Consider the following 16,947-nt stretch of genomic DNA (forward strand, 5'->3'; position numbering starts at 1 on the left):
GCGCCCTCAGGAGAGGCTTCACGCCTCCCCAATCCCGCCCCCGCTCCGTGTTTTGCCGGAATGACGATGAGAAGTTGGTTTTCCTGCAAAGAGGCCTGAGCCCGCCGGCTGGCGGGTTTGCCGCTGAAAACTGCAACCCCCGCGTCACTCGCGGATGATCGGTTCTTTCAGGTCGCCCGGGTTCTTGTCCTTGATGATGTCCCAGTTAAGGGTCGCCTTACGGATATAGCCCGGCACATCTTCCTCGAACCGTTCCTGAACCTTCAGGGAGTTGTTCAGGTAAAGCTTGCCGTCCACAATGGACCAGGCTTCCGGCACCACCGGCACCTTGAATCCCATGGCCGCACCGAAGGCACAGAAACCGCCGTATTGCGGGGCATATTTCGCCGGGTCGGCAAGGAATTTGTCGCGGTTTTCGGCAGACGAGAACTTCCAGGTGACGTCGTCATATTCCGCGGTGAATTCGTCGGAGCCGGCAACCGGTTTTCCGGCCGTGAAATAGGCCACCGGATCGGTTCCGCCAATTGCGGCCCCGCCTTTGGTGAAGGTGGTGATCTCGTCGGCGGAAGCAGTAAAGGCAGCAGCGGAGAAGAGCGCGGTCAGTCCCAGCAGAACGGATTTGGACGTATAGAGCGTCATGTGCGTCTCCAATGGAGTGTGAAATGGCATAATGACGTGGAGCCTTACGTTCCACGCGAAAAACCATGTCTTCTGCTGCAGAAATTGGCCAATCACCCTTGTTCACAGAGCCGCTAACGGCGGGCGAGAAAAACGTGATGGTGAGCCGCTTCACAATCCCGGGAGGCCTGGAAGCTCCTGACGCGGTGCCGGTTCACGTGGCGCCACCAGCCCCAGCACCAGATAGATGGCTGTCTCGATGTCCCTCGTCTCGATCCTGATATTGCGGATCAGCAGGCGGAAATAGATGAGCCCGAGGAGAAGATCGATCCGCGCTTCCATGTCAGCTTCGAACGGGGTCGCGATGAAGATCTGGCGCAGGACCAGACGCCGGGCAGCCTCTGCCTCATCCAGAACGCCGGCGAGATCCGGCCTGCCGCGATAGGGCACCAGTGCGCGAACCGCCGCGCCCAGCGCTGTATCCTGCAAGGCCGCAACGGTGTTGGACAGACACTGCCGCAGATCCTCCGCGACGCTGCCTCGCTGGGGCGGCGCCGGATTGACCCTGGCAAGAGCCGCCTCGACAGCGGCTGCAATCAGCGCGCCCTTGTCTGCATAGCGCCGATAGACCGCCTGCTTGCTGGTGCGCGCTCGTGCGGCAATGGCGGCAATCGTGGTTTTCTCGTAGCCGTTCTCGGCCAGTTCCATCAACGTGGCCTCCAGAAGCGCCTTGCTGACCCGCTCCTCCTGTGGCCGGCCGGCCGTACTGTCTTCAGGCACCGGCAGCCTCTTCAAGGGCAGCTTCATAATCCTGGAACCCGTTCTCGATGCCGGTCGTCACGTTGACGATCCGGGCATAGGGTTTGGAGAAGATCACGGTGTCGCGCAGTTCCTCCCACAGGTGGTGATAGGCGCGCATGTCGGAAAACCGGCAAATTGCGAAATCGGAAAAGCCGCCCGCCAGCGCATCTGCGTCGAACCATTCGAAGACAACCTTCGGATGGCGTGCCAGGATTTCGCCGATCTGACCGGCAATCTCTCCCCGCTCCTGGCGGCTGAGCGCCAGCCATGCCGGCTCGAATGCCAGATAGACGACTGCTGCCATCGACAATGGACGGATGGTTTCGGAGGACTGGGTCATGCACTCATCCCTATTTCGGTTACCACTGGTACCGATTTATTCCGAAATCACCGGCAACGCAAGCCCGCACACTTGCGTTCGGCGCGCTGTCGCAGCAAGAAGAGCCCAAGCCTTGAGCGGACATCCGCTTCGGGCACCAGTAACGACGAGGAACACATGTCTGTTGATACCGATACGGTGAAACGCGTTGCCCGCCTGGCACGCATCAAGGTGAGCGAAGAAGACGCGACCCGCATGACCGGCGAACTGAACGCCATTCTCGGCTTTGTCGAACAGCTGGACGAAGTCGACATTTCCGGCGTCGAACCGCTGACCTCCGTGGTCGAGCAGACCATGAAAAAGCGCGCCGACGGCGTGACCGACGGCAACAAGGCCGACGACATCACCCTGAATGCACCGGCTTCCGAAGATCACTTCTTCATGGTGCCGAAAGTCGTCGAATAAGCGGCCCACCCCGGATGACCGCACCCGTTCCAGCTATCGCCATCGAAACGCCCCTGTCTGCAGACATGGGCGAGATGATTGCCGAGCTGAACGCCCTGCTGCTGACGCTGAGCCCGCCCGAGGCCTGCTATCACATGACGGCCGAAGAGATGGCCGGCGAGGCAACGACCGTCTTCGTCGCCCGGATCGACGGCAAGGCAGCTGCATGCGGCGCCCTGCACCGGCACGCTGACGGCGTTGCCGAAGTCAAGCGCATGTACACCAGACCGGCCTATCAGGGCCTCGGCCTGGGAGGCAGCATTCTGGACCGGATCATTGCGCAGGCAACCCGGGAGGGCCATTCCAGGCTCGTGCTGGAAACCGGCGACAAACACCCGGCAGCCTGGCGCGTCTATGAACGTGCGGGCTTCAGCCGCTGCGGCCCGGTGCTCGATTATCCCGACAGTCCCTATTCCATCTTCTATTCCCGGTCCCTCGTGACCGCCTGAGAGTTCAAATCCATGACCGATCTGACCAAACTGACCATTGCCGAGGCCCGTGAAGGCCTGAAGAACAAGGACTACACGTCCCTGGAACTGACCGATGCCTTCATCAGGAACATCGAGACAGCCAACGAAAAACTGAACGCCTATGTGACCGTGACCGCCGACAAGGCGCGCGACATGGCAAAGGCCTCCGACGCCAAGCTCGCCAAGGGTGAAGGCGGTGCGCTGGAAGGCATTCCGCTCGGCATCAAGGACCTGTTTGCTACAAAGGGCGTGCACACCCAGGCGTGCAGCCACATTCTGGATGGCTTCAAGCCGGCGTACGAATCCACCGTCACGTCCAACCTGTGGGCCGACGGTGCCGTCATGCTCGGCAAACTGAACATGGACGAGTTCGCCATGGGCTCTTCCAACGAAACTTCCTACTACGGCCCCGTGATCAACCCGTGGCGCAAGAAGGGCTCCAACCAGGATCTGGTTCCCGGTGGGTCTTCCGGCGGATCGGCTGCCGCCGTTGCCGCCCGCATGTGCATGGGTGCCACCGCCACCGATACCGGCGGCTCCATCCGTCAGCCGGCCGCGTTCACCGGCACCGTCGGCATCAAGCCGACCTATGGCCGTTGCTCGCGCTGGGGCGTCGTCGCCTTTGCCTCCTCGCTCGACCAGGCCGGCCCGATCGCCCACACCGTGCGTGACAGCGCCATCATGCTGAAGTCGATGGCCTCCGTCGACGCCAAGGACACCACTTCGGTGGATCTGCCCGTGCCGGATTATGAAGCTGCCATCGGCAAGTCGGTAAAGGGTCTGAAGATCGGCATTCCGGCAGAATATCGCCTGGAGGGTATGCCCGCTGACATTGAAGCCCTGTGGCAGAAGGGTATCGACTGGCTGAAGGATGCCGGCGCAGAAATCGTCGACATCGCGATGCCACACACCAAATACGCCCTGCCGGCCTATTACATCGTGGCACCGGCGGAGGCGTCCTCGAACCTTGCCCGTTATGACGGCGTGCGCTATGGCCTGCGCGTTCCTGGCAAGGACATCGTTGAGATGTACGAGAACACCCGCGCCGCAGGCTTCGGCGAAGAGGTCAAGCGCCGTATCCTGATCGGCACCTACGTTCTGTCTGCCGGGTACTACGATGCCTATTACCTGAAAGCCCAGAAGGTTCGCACGCTCATCAAGCGCGACTTCGACCTTGCCTGGGAAAACGGTGTCGACACCATCCTGACCCCGGCAACCCCGTCGGCCGCATTCGGTGTTGCCGACCAGGACCTTCATTCCGATCCGGTGAAAATGTACCTCAACGACATTTTCACCGTGACCGTGAACATGGCCGGTCTTCCGGGCATTTCCGTTCCGGCCGGCCTCGACAACAATGGCCTGCCGCTCGGCCTGCAGCTCATCGGCAAACCGTTCGACGAGAGCACGCTGTTCCAGGTCGGCCAGGTCATCGAAGACGCCGCAGGCTCCTTCGCACCGGAAGCCTGGTGGAGCTGATCCCGTTTGTTGATATGCGCCCCGGACCGTTCATCGGCCCGGGGCTGCACACCTGATTTTCTCCGGTCCGTCACCGCCTGACCATGACATCGCTGCCGCTTTGTGCCGGCAGTCCCTTCAAGAACATTTTCAGGTTGCAAACTGGAGTGGAGCAAACATCCCTCCACCGTTATGCCATGGCTCGACCATGGCAGCCATGCCGCACCTATCGATTTAATTCACCGATGCTCGTTGCTCCGCACCCGAACGGGATAGATTGCCGGGTCGAGGCGGCAATGACGGGAAAAGAATTATGAGTTTCAATCCAGGGCAGAGCCGACGTTTGTTGATTTGAGTTCCTTGCCCTTGTGCCCACCCGCAACTCCAGCATCGACGTCTGGGCCAAGCCGTGGCATGACGGGCCAACAAAGAAACGAACGCACGACCAGGATAACCTGCAACACCATGCATGACCTTGAAACCATCGTCATCGGCGCTGGCGCCGTCGGGCTTGCGATTGCGCGTGCACAGGCTTTGACCGGTCGTGAGGTGATGGTTCTGGAGCAGCACGGCCTCATCGGATCGGAGACCAGCGCCCGCAATTAGGAAGTCATCCATGCAGGCATCTATTACCCGGCAGGCAGTCTGAAGGCCCGTCTGTGCGTCAAAGGCAAGGAGCAGCTTTACCGGTTTTGCGCCGAGAACGGCGTCGGTTTCGAGCGCATTGGCAAACTGATCGTTGCGTCCAATAACGATCAACTGGAGCAACTTGAGTCAATCCGGCGCAAAGCCGCGGAAAACGGCGTTTCAGATCTCGTGTTTGTGGACAGGGACAGCCTGAAACGCTCCGAACCGGACCTTGCCTGCACCGGCGCCCTGCAGTCTCCCTCCACCGGCATTGTCGACAGTCACGGGTTCATGCTCGCTCTTCAGGGCGGGCTGGAAGCAAACGGCGGCCAGGTTGTGCTGAACACCAGGGTCGCACGGCTGGAACTCCTGGAACAGGGCGGGTACCGGGTACATGCCGAGACGGACGGGGCCGACACCTACGCCCTTACCTGCAAGGAGCTGATCCTTTCGGCGGGCCACGGCGCGCCTCAATTGGCGTCTGCGCTGGAAGGTGCCAACCCTCCTGCCGCCTATCTTGCAAAGGGCAGCTATTTCAAACTTCAGGGCAAGGCACCGTTTTCCAGGCTCATCTACCCCGTGCCGGAGCCCGGCGGGCTCGGTGTTCACCTGACGCTCGACCTGCAGCACCAGGCGCGCTTCGGACCGGATGTGGAATGGGTGGAGACGATGGACTACCGGGTCGACCCGGCCCGCGGTGAACGTTTCTACGCTGCCATCCGCCGCTATTGGCCGGACCTTGCCGACGGTGTGCTGGTGCCCGACTATTCCGGCATCCGGCCCAAGATATCCGGCCCCGGGGAACTCGCCGCAGACTTCCGCATTGACGGCCCTGCGCACCACGGACTTGAAGGCCTGGTCGCCCTTTACGGAATCGAATCCCCCGGCCTGACTTCGGCAATGGCAATTGCTGATTATGTAGCCGAAATGATTGCAACCGAATCCTAGGTTGCATCTTTTTCCGATTAATTTTGAAACCAACCCGCAGTTTGGGCGTTTGAAAAACAACCAAACAGGCGTACGATGCTGCGCTGCACAGGAATGCCATTTTTTGGACCGTATTTCTCCATAAAATTGCTTCAGTGCGCGTGCTCATTCAACAAACGAACCACAAAGAACACTTTAATTTCAACAAGGTGACCAATCGTCGTGATCAATCGACGCACGTTTTTATCGGCAACGGCCCTTGCGGCCGGCGCATTGGCAAGCGCGAATCTGCGCGCTGCATTCGCTGCAGAGAATACCGCACCTGCACAATCGGGCGGATCCTTTGCGGCGGGCGAAGAATTCGACTTTGCGGCACTCGTCGAGCGGATGAAGGAAAAGGCAGGCAACGCCTTTAGCCCCAATGTCCAGGCCCTGCCCGAGATTCTCGCCAAGCTCGATTATGACCAGCATCGGGCCATACGCTTCAATCCCGAAAGGTCGGTCTGGAAAGACACCCGCAGCAACTATCAACTGCAAGCCTTCCACCCGGGCTGGCTCTACAAGGAGCCGGTGGAACTTTACGAGATTGTCGACGGCAAGATCAGCGAGCTGCACTTCACCGGCGCGGATTTCGAATACCGTGAGCCGCTGGATCCGGAGAAGTTCAAGGATGTGGACCTGCCGGGCATCGCCGGATTCCGCCTGCACCACCCGCTGAACACGCCGGAATATTTCGACGAATTGGCGGTGTTCCTGGGGGCAAGCTATTTCCGGGCGCTCGGCAAGGGCAACGTCTACGGCCTGTCCGCACGCGGACTTGCGATAGACACCGCCATCGCCGGACCGGAGGAGTTCCCACGCTTCACGAAGTTCTATCTTGAACGTCCGACGGACGGCGCCGCTGAAATGCGGCTTTATGCGGAGCTTGAAAGCGAGCGCGTCGCTGGCGCCTACCAGTTCACCATCAAACCGGGCATCAACACGGTGATGGAAGTCGACGCGCGCATCTTCCTGCGCGACGATGTCGAACGTCTCGGCATCGCACCGCTGACGTCCATGTATCTGTTCGGCGAGAACGATCGCACGACCTTCGACGACTACCGTCCGGAAGTTCACGACAACGACGGCCTGCTGATCCTGCGCCAGAACGGACAGCGCCTGTGGCGCCCGGCCCGTAATCCGGAGAAGCTTGCCCTCTCGTTCTTCAACGAAGAGAACCCGGCCGGCTTCGGCCTGCTGCAGCGGGACCGGGATTTCGATCATTACCAGGATACGGAAGCAAAATATCAGCGCCGTCCGTCACTCTGGATCGAGCCGGTCAACGACTGGGGCAAAGGCCAGGTCATGCTGGCGGAGATCCCGGCCGAAAAAGAGATCTACGACAACCTCGTCGCCTGCTGGGTTCCGGAAAACGGCGCCAAGGCAGGCTCCGAGCACCGTTTCGCCTATCGGGTGATCTGGGGCCGGGAACCGGAACCGGGCACTGAGCTGGCACAGGTGATCGCGACCAGCACAGGGCATGGTGGCGCGGCCGCCTCCGATCCGGATCCGAAACTGCGCAAATTCGTCGTGGAATTTGCCGGTGGCAATCTGGCTGACATGGGGGCGGACGCTCCTCTGACGGCAAGACTGACGCTGCAGAACGGCAAGGTGGAACACCAGTTCGTCCAGCGTCTGGAAAGCGGCAGTTGGCGTGCCGTGCTCGATATCGCGCGGGACGATCAGGAAATACCGGTGGAGTTCATCCTCGCCCTGCAACTGGATGGGGCGGATGTAACGGAAACCTGGATGTATCAGTGGAGTGGGAACAGATGACACAGCATGTGAGTATCGATCATCAGACGGCCACTACGGCCGCCCTTTTCGCCGACAGCGATCTGCTTGACGAAATCCGGTCTGTCCTGAAGCGCCCAGACCTTGGTGACGACGTGCTCTTGTCCGCTCTCGCCAGCTCGCCTGCAGCCCGGCATGGTATCAACCACGTCACCGCCATGCCGCAGGACCGGGAGACCTTCATCAGGACCTTGCCGGTGCCAGCCCCCCGCCATGGGCTGGAAATGCCGCAGCATGATCTCAACCCGCCGCTGGCCGTTCGTTTTGCGCCGCTCGTTGCCCTGTGGCATCGGGCCTTGCAGCCCTTGGCTCCGCAGTTGAAGCGCGTTCCGGTTCCAGCCAAGGATCGCTGACATGAAGAAGGCCGGCCCCGAAGCCTGGTCGACGGCCTTTCGGCGGCTGGCCATGGCAGTGATCGCCCTGTGCCTGACCACAGGGGCATCCTACATGTTTGCCATCGTTGTCCAGTCGGACGGGTTCGACTGGCTGGACATCATCCGCATCGCGCTCATGGCAGTCGCCTCGTTCTGGCTGGCCTGGGGTGGATGCATAGCCCTCTTCGGCATCCTGTTTCCGCCCGAGGAAAGATCGACGGGCGTCAATCTTCCGGAAGGCCGCACCGCCATTCTCCTGCCGATCTACAACGAAGCCACCGGACCGGTGTTCGCCCGCCTGGAGGCCATCATGAAATCGGTTGCCGCCCTGCCTGCGGCAGACCGGTTCGATTTCTTCGTCCTGTCCGACACCACCAAAGACGACGTCGGCGAGGCGGAGCAGCGCGCCTACCAACAGTTGCTCGTTCGCCAGAATGCCGGCGGCCGCCTGTTCTACCGGCGGCGTGAGCAGAACATCGGCCGCAAAGCGGGCAATATCGCCGATTTCCTGACGACGTCCGGTGGTGCCTACGAATATATGCTGGTGCTTGATGCCGACAGCCTGATGGACGGAAAGACCATTCTGGAGATGGTCCGGCGCATGGAAGCCGATCCGCGCCTCGGTTTGCTGCAATCGCTGCCGCAGATCATCGGGCTTTCCACCTTGTTCGGCCGCCTGTTGCAATTCGCGACCGGTCTCTACGGCCCTTATTTCGCGCGCGGACTCGCAGCGGTTCAGGGTGAGGAAGGAACCTTCTGGGGTCATAACGCCCTGATCCGCACCCGCGCTTTTGCTGCCGCCTGCGGCATGGCCCCCCTCACCGGCAAACCGCCCTTCGGCGGTCATATCCTAAGCCATGACACCGTCGAAGCCGCGCTACTGGCACGGGATGGCTGGAAGGTTCATCTCGATCCGGACCTCACCGGGTCATACGAGGAAGCGCCGGCCAATATGGTCGACTACGCCAAGCGCGACCGGCGCTGGTGCCAGGGCAATCTGCAGCACAGCCGCATTCTGGCGGCCCCCCGTTTCCGTTTCTGGAGCCGGATTTCGATCCTGCAAGGTGTTTTCGCCTATCTTGCCTCGCCGATCTGGTGCGTCTTCCTGCTGGCAAGCCTTGCCGCTCCGCTGGTGGCGCCGCCCCCCGTCTATTTCGACGGGCACTCTCCCTTCCCGGTCTTTCCCCATCCGGAAACGACGACAGCGCTTGCCCTGCTGTTCGGTCTGGTGGCACTGCTCATCCTGCCAAAGCTCCTGCTGGTGGCACGGGCGCTCCTTGGCGGCAATTCGGCGGACTTTGGCGGCCCTGTGCGCCTCCTGATCAGCTTCTTACTGGAAATCCTGCTGACCTCGATCCTTGCGCCGATCCACATGATGTTTCACTGCCGTTCGGTGTTTCAGGTACTGACGGGGGCCGACAGCGGCTGGCCGACAGCCGATCGGGATGACGGGTCCCTGCCGATCTCGGCGGCGTTTTCCGCCACGTGGTGGATGAGCATTGCAGGCGCCGGCGCCATCGCCTTCTCGCACAGCTATGCGCCGGAAATGTTCTACTGGCTGCTGCCTGTTGCTCTGCCGCTGGTGGTCGCACCCTTGCTGGTCTGGATGACCGCCTCGGTGATGTTGGGCAAGGTGACGAAAAAACTGGGCCTCTTCCAGGTTCCGACAGAAGCTGCCCCGGTAGAGGTTGCCGAAGACATGCGGCTTGCGCTTTCACAGAAAGCCGCAGCCTGAACAAGCGTTTCACCAGGTTCCAAAACCTATCTTTCCATCGTCGTTCCGGCTGGCCGGGATGACGATGGAAAAAAGACTGCGCTCACTCCGCCGCTTGCCTCAGTGCATACGGCCGGTCTCGGCTTCCAGAATGCCGTCTGCATCAAGGCCTGCAATCGGCAGGCGCTTGTCGGTCGGCACATCGCCGGACAATTGCAGCGCCAGATAGCGGCCGCAGCACACCCGCAGAAAACTCGTGAAGTTCCCGAGGTCGTGTCCCGCGTCGATGCTTTCATGATGAAGCTTGGTGATCAGTTGCACCACATTCATGCCGTCCCGTCCGGCAATCTCGTCCAGAACCTTCCAGAAGAAAGTTTCCAGCCGCACCGATGTCACCATGCCATCGATGCGCAACGACTTTGTCGTGCTTTCCCAAAGCGTGGAATCTGCTTCGATGAAGAGTTTGCACATGATGCTTCCTCCGGTTCGTCAGGGGACAAGCGAAGACCCCGAAACTTCGCAAGGCGCGCCAACGTCCGTTGCTCGGCCATAGCCTAGCCCCCTTCTCTCTTTTGAGAAAGAGGTCAGACATGGCATGACCAGCGCCCCCCCCGGGAGCTTGCAGCGCCGTCCTTCCAGACAGCGCTCTGGCGCTTTCTCAAAACGAAAACAGGGGGAGAATTGGCGGTGCGGCCCAATCGACTGGCCCGCACCTTTTGCCTTAGGCAGCCATGGAGCCGGCGGCTGCGCCGCTCAGAACCGCATGGAACTGCGACAGCCATGCCGGATGGGCCGGCCAGGCCGGAGCGGTGACAAGGTTGCCGTCGGTCACGGCACCGTCAATGGCAATATCGGCATAGGTGGCACCGGCAAGTTCCACCTCCGGACGGCAGGCCGGATAGGCCGATACGGTGCGGCCCTCGATGACCTTGGCAGCGGTCAGGATCTGCGCTCCGTGGCAGATTGCGGCAACCGGCTTGTCCGCATCCATGAAATGCTTCACGGCATCGAGAACAGCCGCGTCAAGCCGCAGATATTCCGGGGCCCGGCCACCCGGGATTACCAGGGCATCGTAGCTGGCAACGTCAACCTCGGCGAAAGTGGCATTCAGCGTGAAGTTATGGCCGCGTTTTTCGGAATAGGTCTGGTCGCCTTCGAAATCGTGGATGCAGGTGGCAACCGTGTCGCCCGCCTTCTTGCCGGGGCAAACCGCGTCGACCGTATATCCCATGGCCAGCAGCGTCTGAAACGGCACCATGGTCTCGTAATCTTCGGTGAAATCACCCGTGATCATCAGGATCTTCTTCGCACTCATGCTTCGTCCTCCAGCGTGGCAAATAGCGATGAAGGAAGGCTAGCAGGCAGCAGGCTCCAACGGGTATTAGGTCGCTACTACAGGGCGAATTTCTGCTGTTTCGGCGGCCCATGGCAGGAACGTTTGTCCGGCCGTCAATCCGGACAAGTGAGGCGGAAGCCGAACGCTGATCCCGAACCCGGACATAACTTGCGGCAAAGCCGCTCCTGCTCAAAATTGGAGAGATGACCCATGACTAGGAGCTCGCTGAAGCTCGCGCTGACATCTGGATTCCGGCTCACGCGATGCCGCCATGCACCCCGCTGTCCGGAATGACGGCGAGCTGCTGCCTCCGATGTCAGCCGAACGATTGCAGCGAGATCCCGGGCCACTCATTTTCAGAGAGATCATTGAGTTGGAGCACATTTATCCAATCCACTCACAGGCCTCAGCAATGTGCCTTGCGAGGGGGCCCCGGGTCTCGCGTCGCTCGCCCGGGCGACATCGAGAGTGGCGCTGAACGCATTTCGCCTCCCCAGACTGGAGAGGCGAAAGCATGTCGAAATGTGCAGGTATCAGTCCCGATAATCCGGCTCGCTCCGGTCGAGATCACGCTTCCAGTAGTCGAAATGGGCATAGCCCATGCCGACATAGGGTTCCCATTCGGCGGCCGTCTTGGCGGCCAGATTGTCCGACATGACAGCAAGTGGCTGGCCAGTGGCATAGGCTTTCAGCAGCGTTTCTGCGGCGCGTTCGAAGAAATAGAGATGCTCGAAGGCTTCGGCGACGGTGACGGCAGAGATCGAAACCCCGTGATTGCCCATCACCAGAACAGGCTTTTCGCCCAGCGTTTCGGCAATCCGCCGGCCCTCCTCCGCCTCGTCGGCCATGCCGCCGAAGCCGAGATCGACCGCGACCTTGCCGAAGAAGCGGGCCGTGTTCAGATCGATCGGCTTCATCGACGGATCCTGCAACGTCGCCAGTGCCGTGGCATTGGGCGGATGGCAGTGAAACAGCACCCGCGCCTTGGGATTGGCCCGGTGAACCGTGCCGTGAATGCACCAGGCGGACGGGTCCGGCGCATTTTCGCTCGCCATCACCGTGTCGTCATTGGCATCGAGCAGCAGAAGGTCGCTGGCCCGGATTTCCGCGAAATGGCGCCACTTCGGGTTCATCAGGAACTTCGACCCGTCGTCGGAAACCGCCGCACTGAAATGATTGCCGACGGATTCGCTCCAGCCGAATTTCACAGCCAGACGGAAGACGGCTGCGAGATCCTCACGCAGGGCCTGTTCGCTTTGCCGGTCCGGGTCCGCCCCGAAGCGTACGTCCGTCACAACACTCATTTGAACCGTCCTTCCCCGGACAGGATCCGGTAAGTGGAGCGCAGTTCGCCCCGGTCGGTGTAGCAGCCGCGCAGGTGCCGTTCGCCACTGGTTGCCGAATAGGCGGCCCGGCCATGCACGATGCGGTGATTGTCGAAGACGATACATTCACCCGCATTCAGACGGAACTGCATCAGATACTTCTTGTCCCGCATCATCCGGCCGAAGCGGCAGAATGCCGGATAGTAGCGGTCCAGCTCATGCTGCGGCATGTCGAAGATATCGGCATGGTGCTGGCTGATCGTGACACCGGAGATATTGCCGTGTTCATCCAGCTCGATTACCCGCTGGCGGGAGCGCATGTCGAAGGTGTCATGCTCGCAGAAATAGGGCACGTCCACGTTGACCAGAAGGTCAAAGTCTTCAGGATAGGCCTTGCGGAAATCTTCCGCGACCGCCAGCCCGTCGACAAAGATGCTGTTGCCGCCTTCCACCGTATTGGCCCGGCAGTGCAGGAACTGCACGCCCGGCGCCAGATCCTCGTCCGGCAGATCCGTGTGGAGCGGCAGCGCCTTGGAGGTAAAGGCAAGGTTGGTCGGTTTGATGTGGGTTTTGACCTCGAACGTCAAGCCGAAGTAGCTCGGTCGCACGTAACCGATGAGGCCGGCGGTATCGGTGAGCGCTTCATCCGTATCCGGCAGACCGGTCAGGAGCGCAACACCGTCGGTCAGCATCGCCTTGGCCCAGTCGCGCCGGCGCCCGGTATCTTCCATGACCTCGTCATAGGAAAAACGCGCCATCTTGGCGTAGTGATCGCCATACCAGGGTTCACGCGGCAGGTTCGCGATGTCCGGCCGTTTTTCGCCGGCGGAGTAAGCCGAGAGCAGCGACAGCGGCAGACGGGAGACGTCGTTGGTGCCGGCCCAGGCGATTTCCAGATCACCGCCGACGATGGCCGCGGAAGCTGCCCTCGGCGCTTCATCCAGAGCGAAGATGTCGTTGACCCGCTCCCGGGTTTCCGGATCGAAGGAACTCGGGCAATTGTCGCGCAGCCAGTAGTAATTGAAGTAGGCGGTTTGTCCGTTGCTCAGCGGTACATCGAGCCCCTTTTCCTGAAGCAATACACCCGCATCACCTGTTCCAAGCATTAGATCCGTCCTTCTAAGTTTAGTTCAACGGCCCTTCAGATGCCTTGCGCGCATCACTGAAAGGCCCAGCGTTCCAAATAGCTTTCATGAAGTTGCTCTTGCGCTACCGATTTGAAAAGGCGATAAAATCGAAACTTAAATTAAGCATTCACTTAACTTGGATGGACACATGCTTCGGCTTCCTCCGCTCAGGCTGCTCACCGTTTTCGAGACGGTTCAACGCGCTGGTGGCACCAAGGCCGCGGCGGCTGAACTCAATGTGTCCATGTCGGCGGTCAGCCAGGCGTTGCGCCAACTGGAAGAGCATATCGGCGCCGCCCTGATCGACCGCAGCACGCGCCCCTCGGGCCTTACGGAAGCCGGCGAAATCCTGCTGAAGGCTGTTATCGAGAACACGGAACGGCTGAGTGAAGCGCTGAACGACATCCGCGCGCTCACCGACCCGGCCGGTGCCTCCGTCACCGTTGCATGCACCATCGGCTTTGCCACCTACTGGCTGATGCCGCGTCTGGAGGCCTTTTACATCGACCATCCGGACATCGCGGTGAACGTTCACACCACGCAGCAGGAGGTGCCCCGGCTTGGTCAGGGTACGGATATCGCCATGCGCTACGGTGACGGCCGCTGGGACGATGGCACGGTGGATCTTCTGTTCCGGGAAACCGTGGAGCCCGTCTGCTCCCCGTCCCTGGCCGAACGGATAAGGAGCGACGACGGCAACCTTGGCACCGCCTTTCTGATCCATGTGGACACCAGCGATCGGCGCTGGCTCTCCTGGCCGGACTATCTTGCGCGCACGCACCAGAAAGCGGCAGGCTCCGCCAAGGGACTAAGGTTCTCCAACTATGTCCAGGCCACCCAGGCAGCCATCTCCGGACACGGTGTCATGCTCGGCTGGCGCTCGATCACCGGCGATCAGGTCGAAAAAGGCCTGCTGGTTTCTGCCGGTCTGCCGCGACTTCAGCCGGACAACGCCTATCACGCCGTGCTGTCGCACCAAAGCCGGAACCGGGAAACGGCAGCCGTGGTCGTCGACTGGTTGAGGGCTGCCGCGCAGCCGCAGGTCTAGGTGTGTACCCGCAGCTAAAGACGGAAGCATCTGACCGGACTGGTTCTCCTCACACCATTTCGTCTCCAATGTACGGGTCCGCCCCTAGCGCTCATCGCCAAAGTAGCGCACGCGCAGGTCCTCGATCAGATTGGTTTCATGCGCCGTGAGCAGTTCCAGGGTCAGCGGCCTTGTCCAGCGGCTGCCATGGGCGACGGCAAAACCGTATTTGTCCGGCTCGAAGATCGGCCCCACCACGTCGACATTCGCCCGCGGGTGATTGTGGGCGTAATACTCAAGGACGGGAGCATCGCCGACAACGGCATCGACGTCACCGTTGCTCAGGGCGGAAACAGCACTCTCGATATCGTCATAGGACCGGACGGACCAACCAGCTTCTTCGGCAAACTCTTCGGCCACGCTCCCGGTGAAGACACCCACGCTCTTGCCTGGCAGGTCCGCAACGCCGTTGATCTGATTTGTTAGCGAAAGGGTGGTCATGACACTGGTCACCGACGAAGTGACATACGCCATCACTGCAATGCCGCAGACCAGCCACAGCGCTTGCCAGATACGCCCCGGCCAGCCAAAGAGGTTCTTGCGCGAGGGGGCCTTGCCCGATGTCACCACCGACATGACCGCATAGAAACTCTCCGATGCGCCTTCCGGCCAGCCGCGGGGAAAATTCTTGTCAAAGCGCCGGTCGAACAACGTCATCAGAGCCGTGGCGATAACAATCACGAGCGCCAGCCAGCCATAGGCTTTCAGATAACCGGATTCACTCAGCCCGGTGATGATCTCGCTGAAGCTCGCGCCCTGACTGTCCGGAACGAGAATGCGCAGGCCCGCATCAAACCAGGGCTGGGTAAAGTCGACCCTGTCCGCACGCTTGCGAGTGATCGTCAGGTTGGTAACGGCGATACCGATGGACTTGTCTGCGGTCGCATCCACGAGACTGCGGATAGTGGGAAACACCTCGTATTCAAACGGAATGTCGTTTTTGTGCGCCAGCGCTTCCCACAAGTCGATCGCCATTCCGGAATAGACGCCTGGCTCTTCCTCCATGACGAAAGGTGGACTGATGTAGAGACCCACTGTCACCGGGTTGATCGGCAGCGGCGTATCACCGCCCTCGTCCGCCGTCTGGCCCATCGCCGGTACGGTGAGGAAAATGAACAGACACAACAGGAGGATACTAGAGAGACGTTGACGGGACTTGGAGCAGGCGGTCATGGCTGCCTCCGCTTGGCACATCGGGAATCATGCAGAAGATGTCCAAAAAGGTAAGCCGCCCCGCAGGAGGCATGCAACCTGTGACCGAAGGAAATCGGCGTCAGAACAGCCGCAGGTAGGAAAATGCAACCCGCACTGCCACCTGCCTTGAAGCCTTTTGCCCGGCTCAAGCGCGGTGCGGCGCGGCGCGTTCCAGTAGGCCGTTGCGGGAAAGCCCGCAGCTACCGTGTAATAACGATCCTCGTTTCGGCACGGCCAACCTTGCGCACCAGGTTATAAAGATGAGCGGCGTTCTTGGGATGAAGCCGGACGCAGCCGTGCGAGGCAGGACGCCCCAATCGCTTGAGGTCGGTAGTCCCGTGAATGGCATAGCCACCCAGGAAGAAGATCGAATAGGGCATCGGCGCCCAGTTGTATTTGCGCGAATGCCAATCGCGTTCCAGCCGGGTCGGCCGCCAGCTTCCAGTCGGTGTACGATAGCCCTTGCGTGCGGTTGAAACGGGCCATTTGTTTCGCAAACGGCCATCGACGTAAAGATAAAGCTGCTGTTCGGATAGATCGATCTTGGCTGTCACCCGCGGCGCCGCACTTGCGCCGACAGCGGACAAGACAAGAAAGACCAGCAACAACGGCCCGATAACGAGTTTTCTGATCGTCAACATTTCAAAACCATCCAGCAAAAATAAAACAACAAACTTCAATACAAAAATCTAATCCGCATTTTCTTCCCGAAGCAAGCTGGACCTGAAGTAAGCGTAAATTTCTACTCCACCGACGCTTTTGAGCGCGTATTCAAGAGCCCTACCCAGGCACGAGAGCTCGCCGAAAAGGTGTAAAATTACGCTTGACCTGCCCTCTTGCCGATGCCATAACCACACCCGAACCGTACCGTACGGTTCCCTACAGTTCATCAACGACCCGACCAGACAAATGCCAGCAACCGCCTACGATATTGCCACCTCCCGCCCGGATGCAGCGCCCGAATTTTCGCCGCGCCAGCAGGTGGTGCTGCAACACGCGCTGACGCTGCTGGTCGAGGGCGGCGAGAAAGCGCTGACGACGGCAGGTCTTGCCCGCACGGCAAGCTGCTCCAAGGAAAGCCTCTACAAGTGGTTCGGCGACCGGGACGGCCTGCTGGCTGCCGTCGTTGCCTTTCAGGCGAGCCAGGTTCAGTTTCCCTCCGAGGCCGGCGCCACGGCAGACGCGGCAACGTTTCGGGCGCATGTGACCGCCTTTGTCGAAGCCCTGCTGGGTGTC

Annotated in this window: 17 protein-coding genes and 1 pseudogene; 9 read left to right on the top strand and 9 right to left on the bottom strand. The window is 60.6% G+C overall.

Annotated features, from left to right (window positions below):
- Positions 1-144: 144 nt before the first annotated feature.
- The 3 genes from SIAM614_RS05995 to SIAM614_RS06005 all read right to left on the bottom strand — a co-directional run bounded on the left by SIAM614_RS05995 (position 145) and on the right by SIAM614_RS06005 (position 1,759).
- Positions 145-639, bottom strand: a complete 495-nt coding sequence (locus SIAM614_RS05995; protein WP_006932858.1) for a YHS domain-containing (seleno)protein — start codon at positions 637-639, stop codon at positions 145-147.
- Positions 640-789: 150 nt separating this feature from the next.
- Positions 790-1,398 carry a TetR-like C-terminal domain-containing protein gene (locus SIAM614_RS30455; protein WP_050789328.1) on the bottom strand — a complete coding sequence of 203 codons (609 nt, stop codon included), beginning with the start codon at positions 1,396-1,398 and terminating at the stop codon, positions 790-792.
- A complete protein-coding gene (locus SIAM614_RS06005; RefSeq protein WP_006932861.1) occupies positions 1,391-1,759 on the bottom strand; it encodes a darcynin family protein in 369 nt (122 codons plus the stop codon). The genes SIAM614_RS30455 and SIAM614_RS06005 overlap by 8 nt, the downstream gene beginning before the upstream one ends.
- Before the next feature lie 156 nt (positions 1,760-1,915).
- Between SIAM614_RS06005 and gatC the strand changes: the two genes are divergently transcribed.
- From gatC to mdoH, 7 genes and pseudogenes are all read left to right on the top strand, one after another.
- A complete protein-coding gene (gene gatC / locus SIAM614_RS06010) occupies positions 1,916-2,203 on the top strand; it encodes an Asp-tRNA(Asn)/Glu-tRNA(Gln) amidotransferase subunit GatC (RefSeq protein ID WP_006932863.1) in 288 nt (95 codons plus the stop codon).
- 14 nt (positions 2,204-2,217) lie between these two features.
- The gene (locus tag SIAM614_RS06015; protein WP_006932865.1) at positions 2,218-2,691 is read left to right on the top strand and encodes a GNAT family N-acetyltransferase; all 474 of its coding nucleotides are present in this window, start codon (positions 2,218-2,220) and stop codon (positions 2,689-2,691) included.
- A 12-nt stretch (positions 2,692-2,703) separates the two neighbouring features.
- The gene (gene gatA, locus SIAM614_RS06020) at positions 2,704-4,188 is read left to right on the top strand and encodes an Asp-tRNA(Asn)/Glu-tRNA(Gln) amidotransferase subunit GatA (RefSeq protein WP_006932867.1); all 1,485 of its coding nucleotides are present in this window, start codon (positions 2,704-2,706) and stop codon (positions 4,186-4,188) included.
- Between the two features lie 444 nt (positions 4,189-4,632).
- Positions 4,633-5,742: pseudogene (locus SIAM614_RS06025) on the top strand (NAD(P)/FAD-dependent oxidoreductase).
- A 201-nt stretch (positions 5,743-5,943) separates the two neighbouring features.
- On the top strand, positions 5,944-7,536 hold the full coding sequence (locus SIAM614_RS06030) for a glucan biosynthesis protein (RefSeq protein WP_040439339.1): 1,593 nt from the start codon (positions 5,944-5,946) through the stop codon (positions 7,534-7,536).
- Positions 7,533-7,907, top strand: coding sequence for a hypothetical protein (locus tag SIAM614_RS06035; RefSeq protein ID WP_006932877.1), 375 nt, complete (start codon positions 7,533-7,535; stop codon positions 7,905-7,907). Before SIAM614_RS06030 ends, SIAM614_RS06035 begins: the two co-directional genes overlap by 4 nt.
- Before the next feature lies 1 nt (position 7,908).
- The gene (gene mdoH / locus SIAM614_RS06040; RefSeq protein WP_006932879.1) at positions 7,909-9,663 is read left to right on the top strand and encodes a glucans biosynthesis glucosyltransferase MdoH; all 1,755 of its coding nucleotides are present in this window, start codon (positions 7,909-7,911) and stop codon (positions 9,661-9,663) included.
- 99 nt (positions 9,664-9,762) lie between these two features.
- Here mdoH and SIAM614_RS06045 read toward each other — a convergent pair whose 3' ends face one another.
- The 4 genes from SIAM614_RS06045 to SIAM614_RS06060 form a co-directional block, all read right to left on the bottom strand.
- Positions 9,763-10,113: a ribbon-helix-helix domain-containing protein gene (locus SIAM614_RS06045; RefSeq protein ID WP_006932881.1), complete on the bottom strand. Its 351-nt coding sequence runs from the start codon at positions 10,111-10,113 to the stop codon at positions 9,763-9,765.
- Between the two features lie 250 nt (positions 10,114-10,363).
- Positions 10,364-10,957 (bottom strand): DJ-1/PfpI family protein, encoded by a 594-nt coding sequence (locus SIAM614_RS06050; protein WP_006932883.1) that lies wholly within the window; start codon positions 10,955-10,957, stop codon positions 10,364-10,366.
- Positions 10,958-11,511: 554 nt separating this feature from the next.
- Positions 11,512-12,282, bottom strand: coding sequence for a class II aldolase/adducin family protein (locus tag SIAM614_RS06055; protein ID WP_006932886.1), 771 nt, complete (start codon positions 12,280-12,282; stop codon positions 11,512-11,514).
- Entirely contained in the window at positions 12,279-13,409 is a 1,131-nt protein-coding gene (locus tag SIAM614_RS06060; RefSeq protein ID WP_006932887.1) for a TauD/TfdA family dioxygenase, read from the bottom strand. The genes SIAM614_RS06055 and SIAM614_RS06060 overlap by 4 nt, the downstream gene beginning before the upstream one ends.
- A gap of 169 nt (positions 13,410-13,578) precedes the next feature.
- On the opposite strand from SIAM614_RS06060, the gene SIAM614_RS06065 reads away from it, so the two are divergent.
- Entirely contained in the window at positions 13,579-14,478 is a 900-nt protein-coding gene (locus SIAM614_RS06065; protein WP_006932888.1) for a LysR substrate-binding domain-containing protein, read from the top strand.
- Between the two features lie 84 nt (positions 14,479-14,562).
- On the opposite strand, the gene SIAM614_RS06070 is transcribed toward SIAM614_RS06065, so the two are convergent.
- Together SIAM614_RS06070 and SIAM614_RS06075 are read right to left on the bottom strand one after the other, a co-directional pair.
- The gene (locus tag SIAM614_RS06070) at positions 14,563-15,690 is read right to left on the bottom strand and encodes a transporter substrate-binding domain-containing protein (RefSeq protein WP_198137264.1); all 1,128 of its coding nucleotides are present in this window, start codon (positions 15,688-15,690) and stop codon (positions 14,563-14,565) included.
- A 221-nt stretch (positions 15,691-15,911) separates the two neighbouring features.
- Positions 15,912-16,352 carry a L,D-transpeptidase gene (locus tag SIAM614_RS06075; RefSeq protein ID WP_050789333.1) on the bottom strand — a complete coding sequence of 147 codons (441 nt, stop codon included), beginning with the start codon at positions 16,350-16,352 and terminating at the stop codon, positions 15,912-15,914.
- 268 nt (positions 16,353-16,620) lie between these two features.
- Between SIAM614_RS06075 and SIAM614_RS06080 the strand changes: the two genes are divergently transcribed.
- On the top strand, positions 16,621-16,947 hold a 327-nt coding region (locus SIAM614_RS06080; RefSeq protein WP_006932891.1), incomplete at its 3' end, for a TetR/AcrR family transcriptional regulator.

The sequence above is a fragment of the Roseibium aggregatum IAM 12614 genome (genome assembly GCF_000168975.1).
Taxonomy (GTDB): domain Bacteria; phylum Pseudomonadota; class Alphaproteobacteria; order Rhizobiales; family Stappiaceae; genus Roseibium; species Roseibium aggregatum.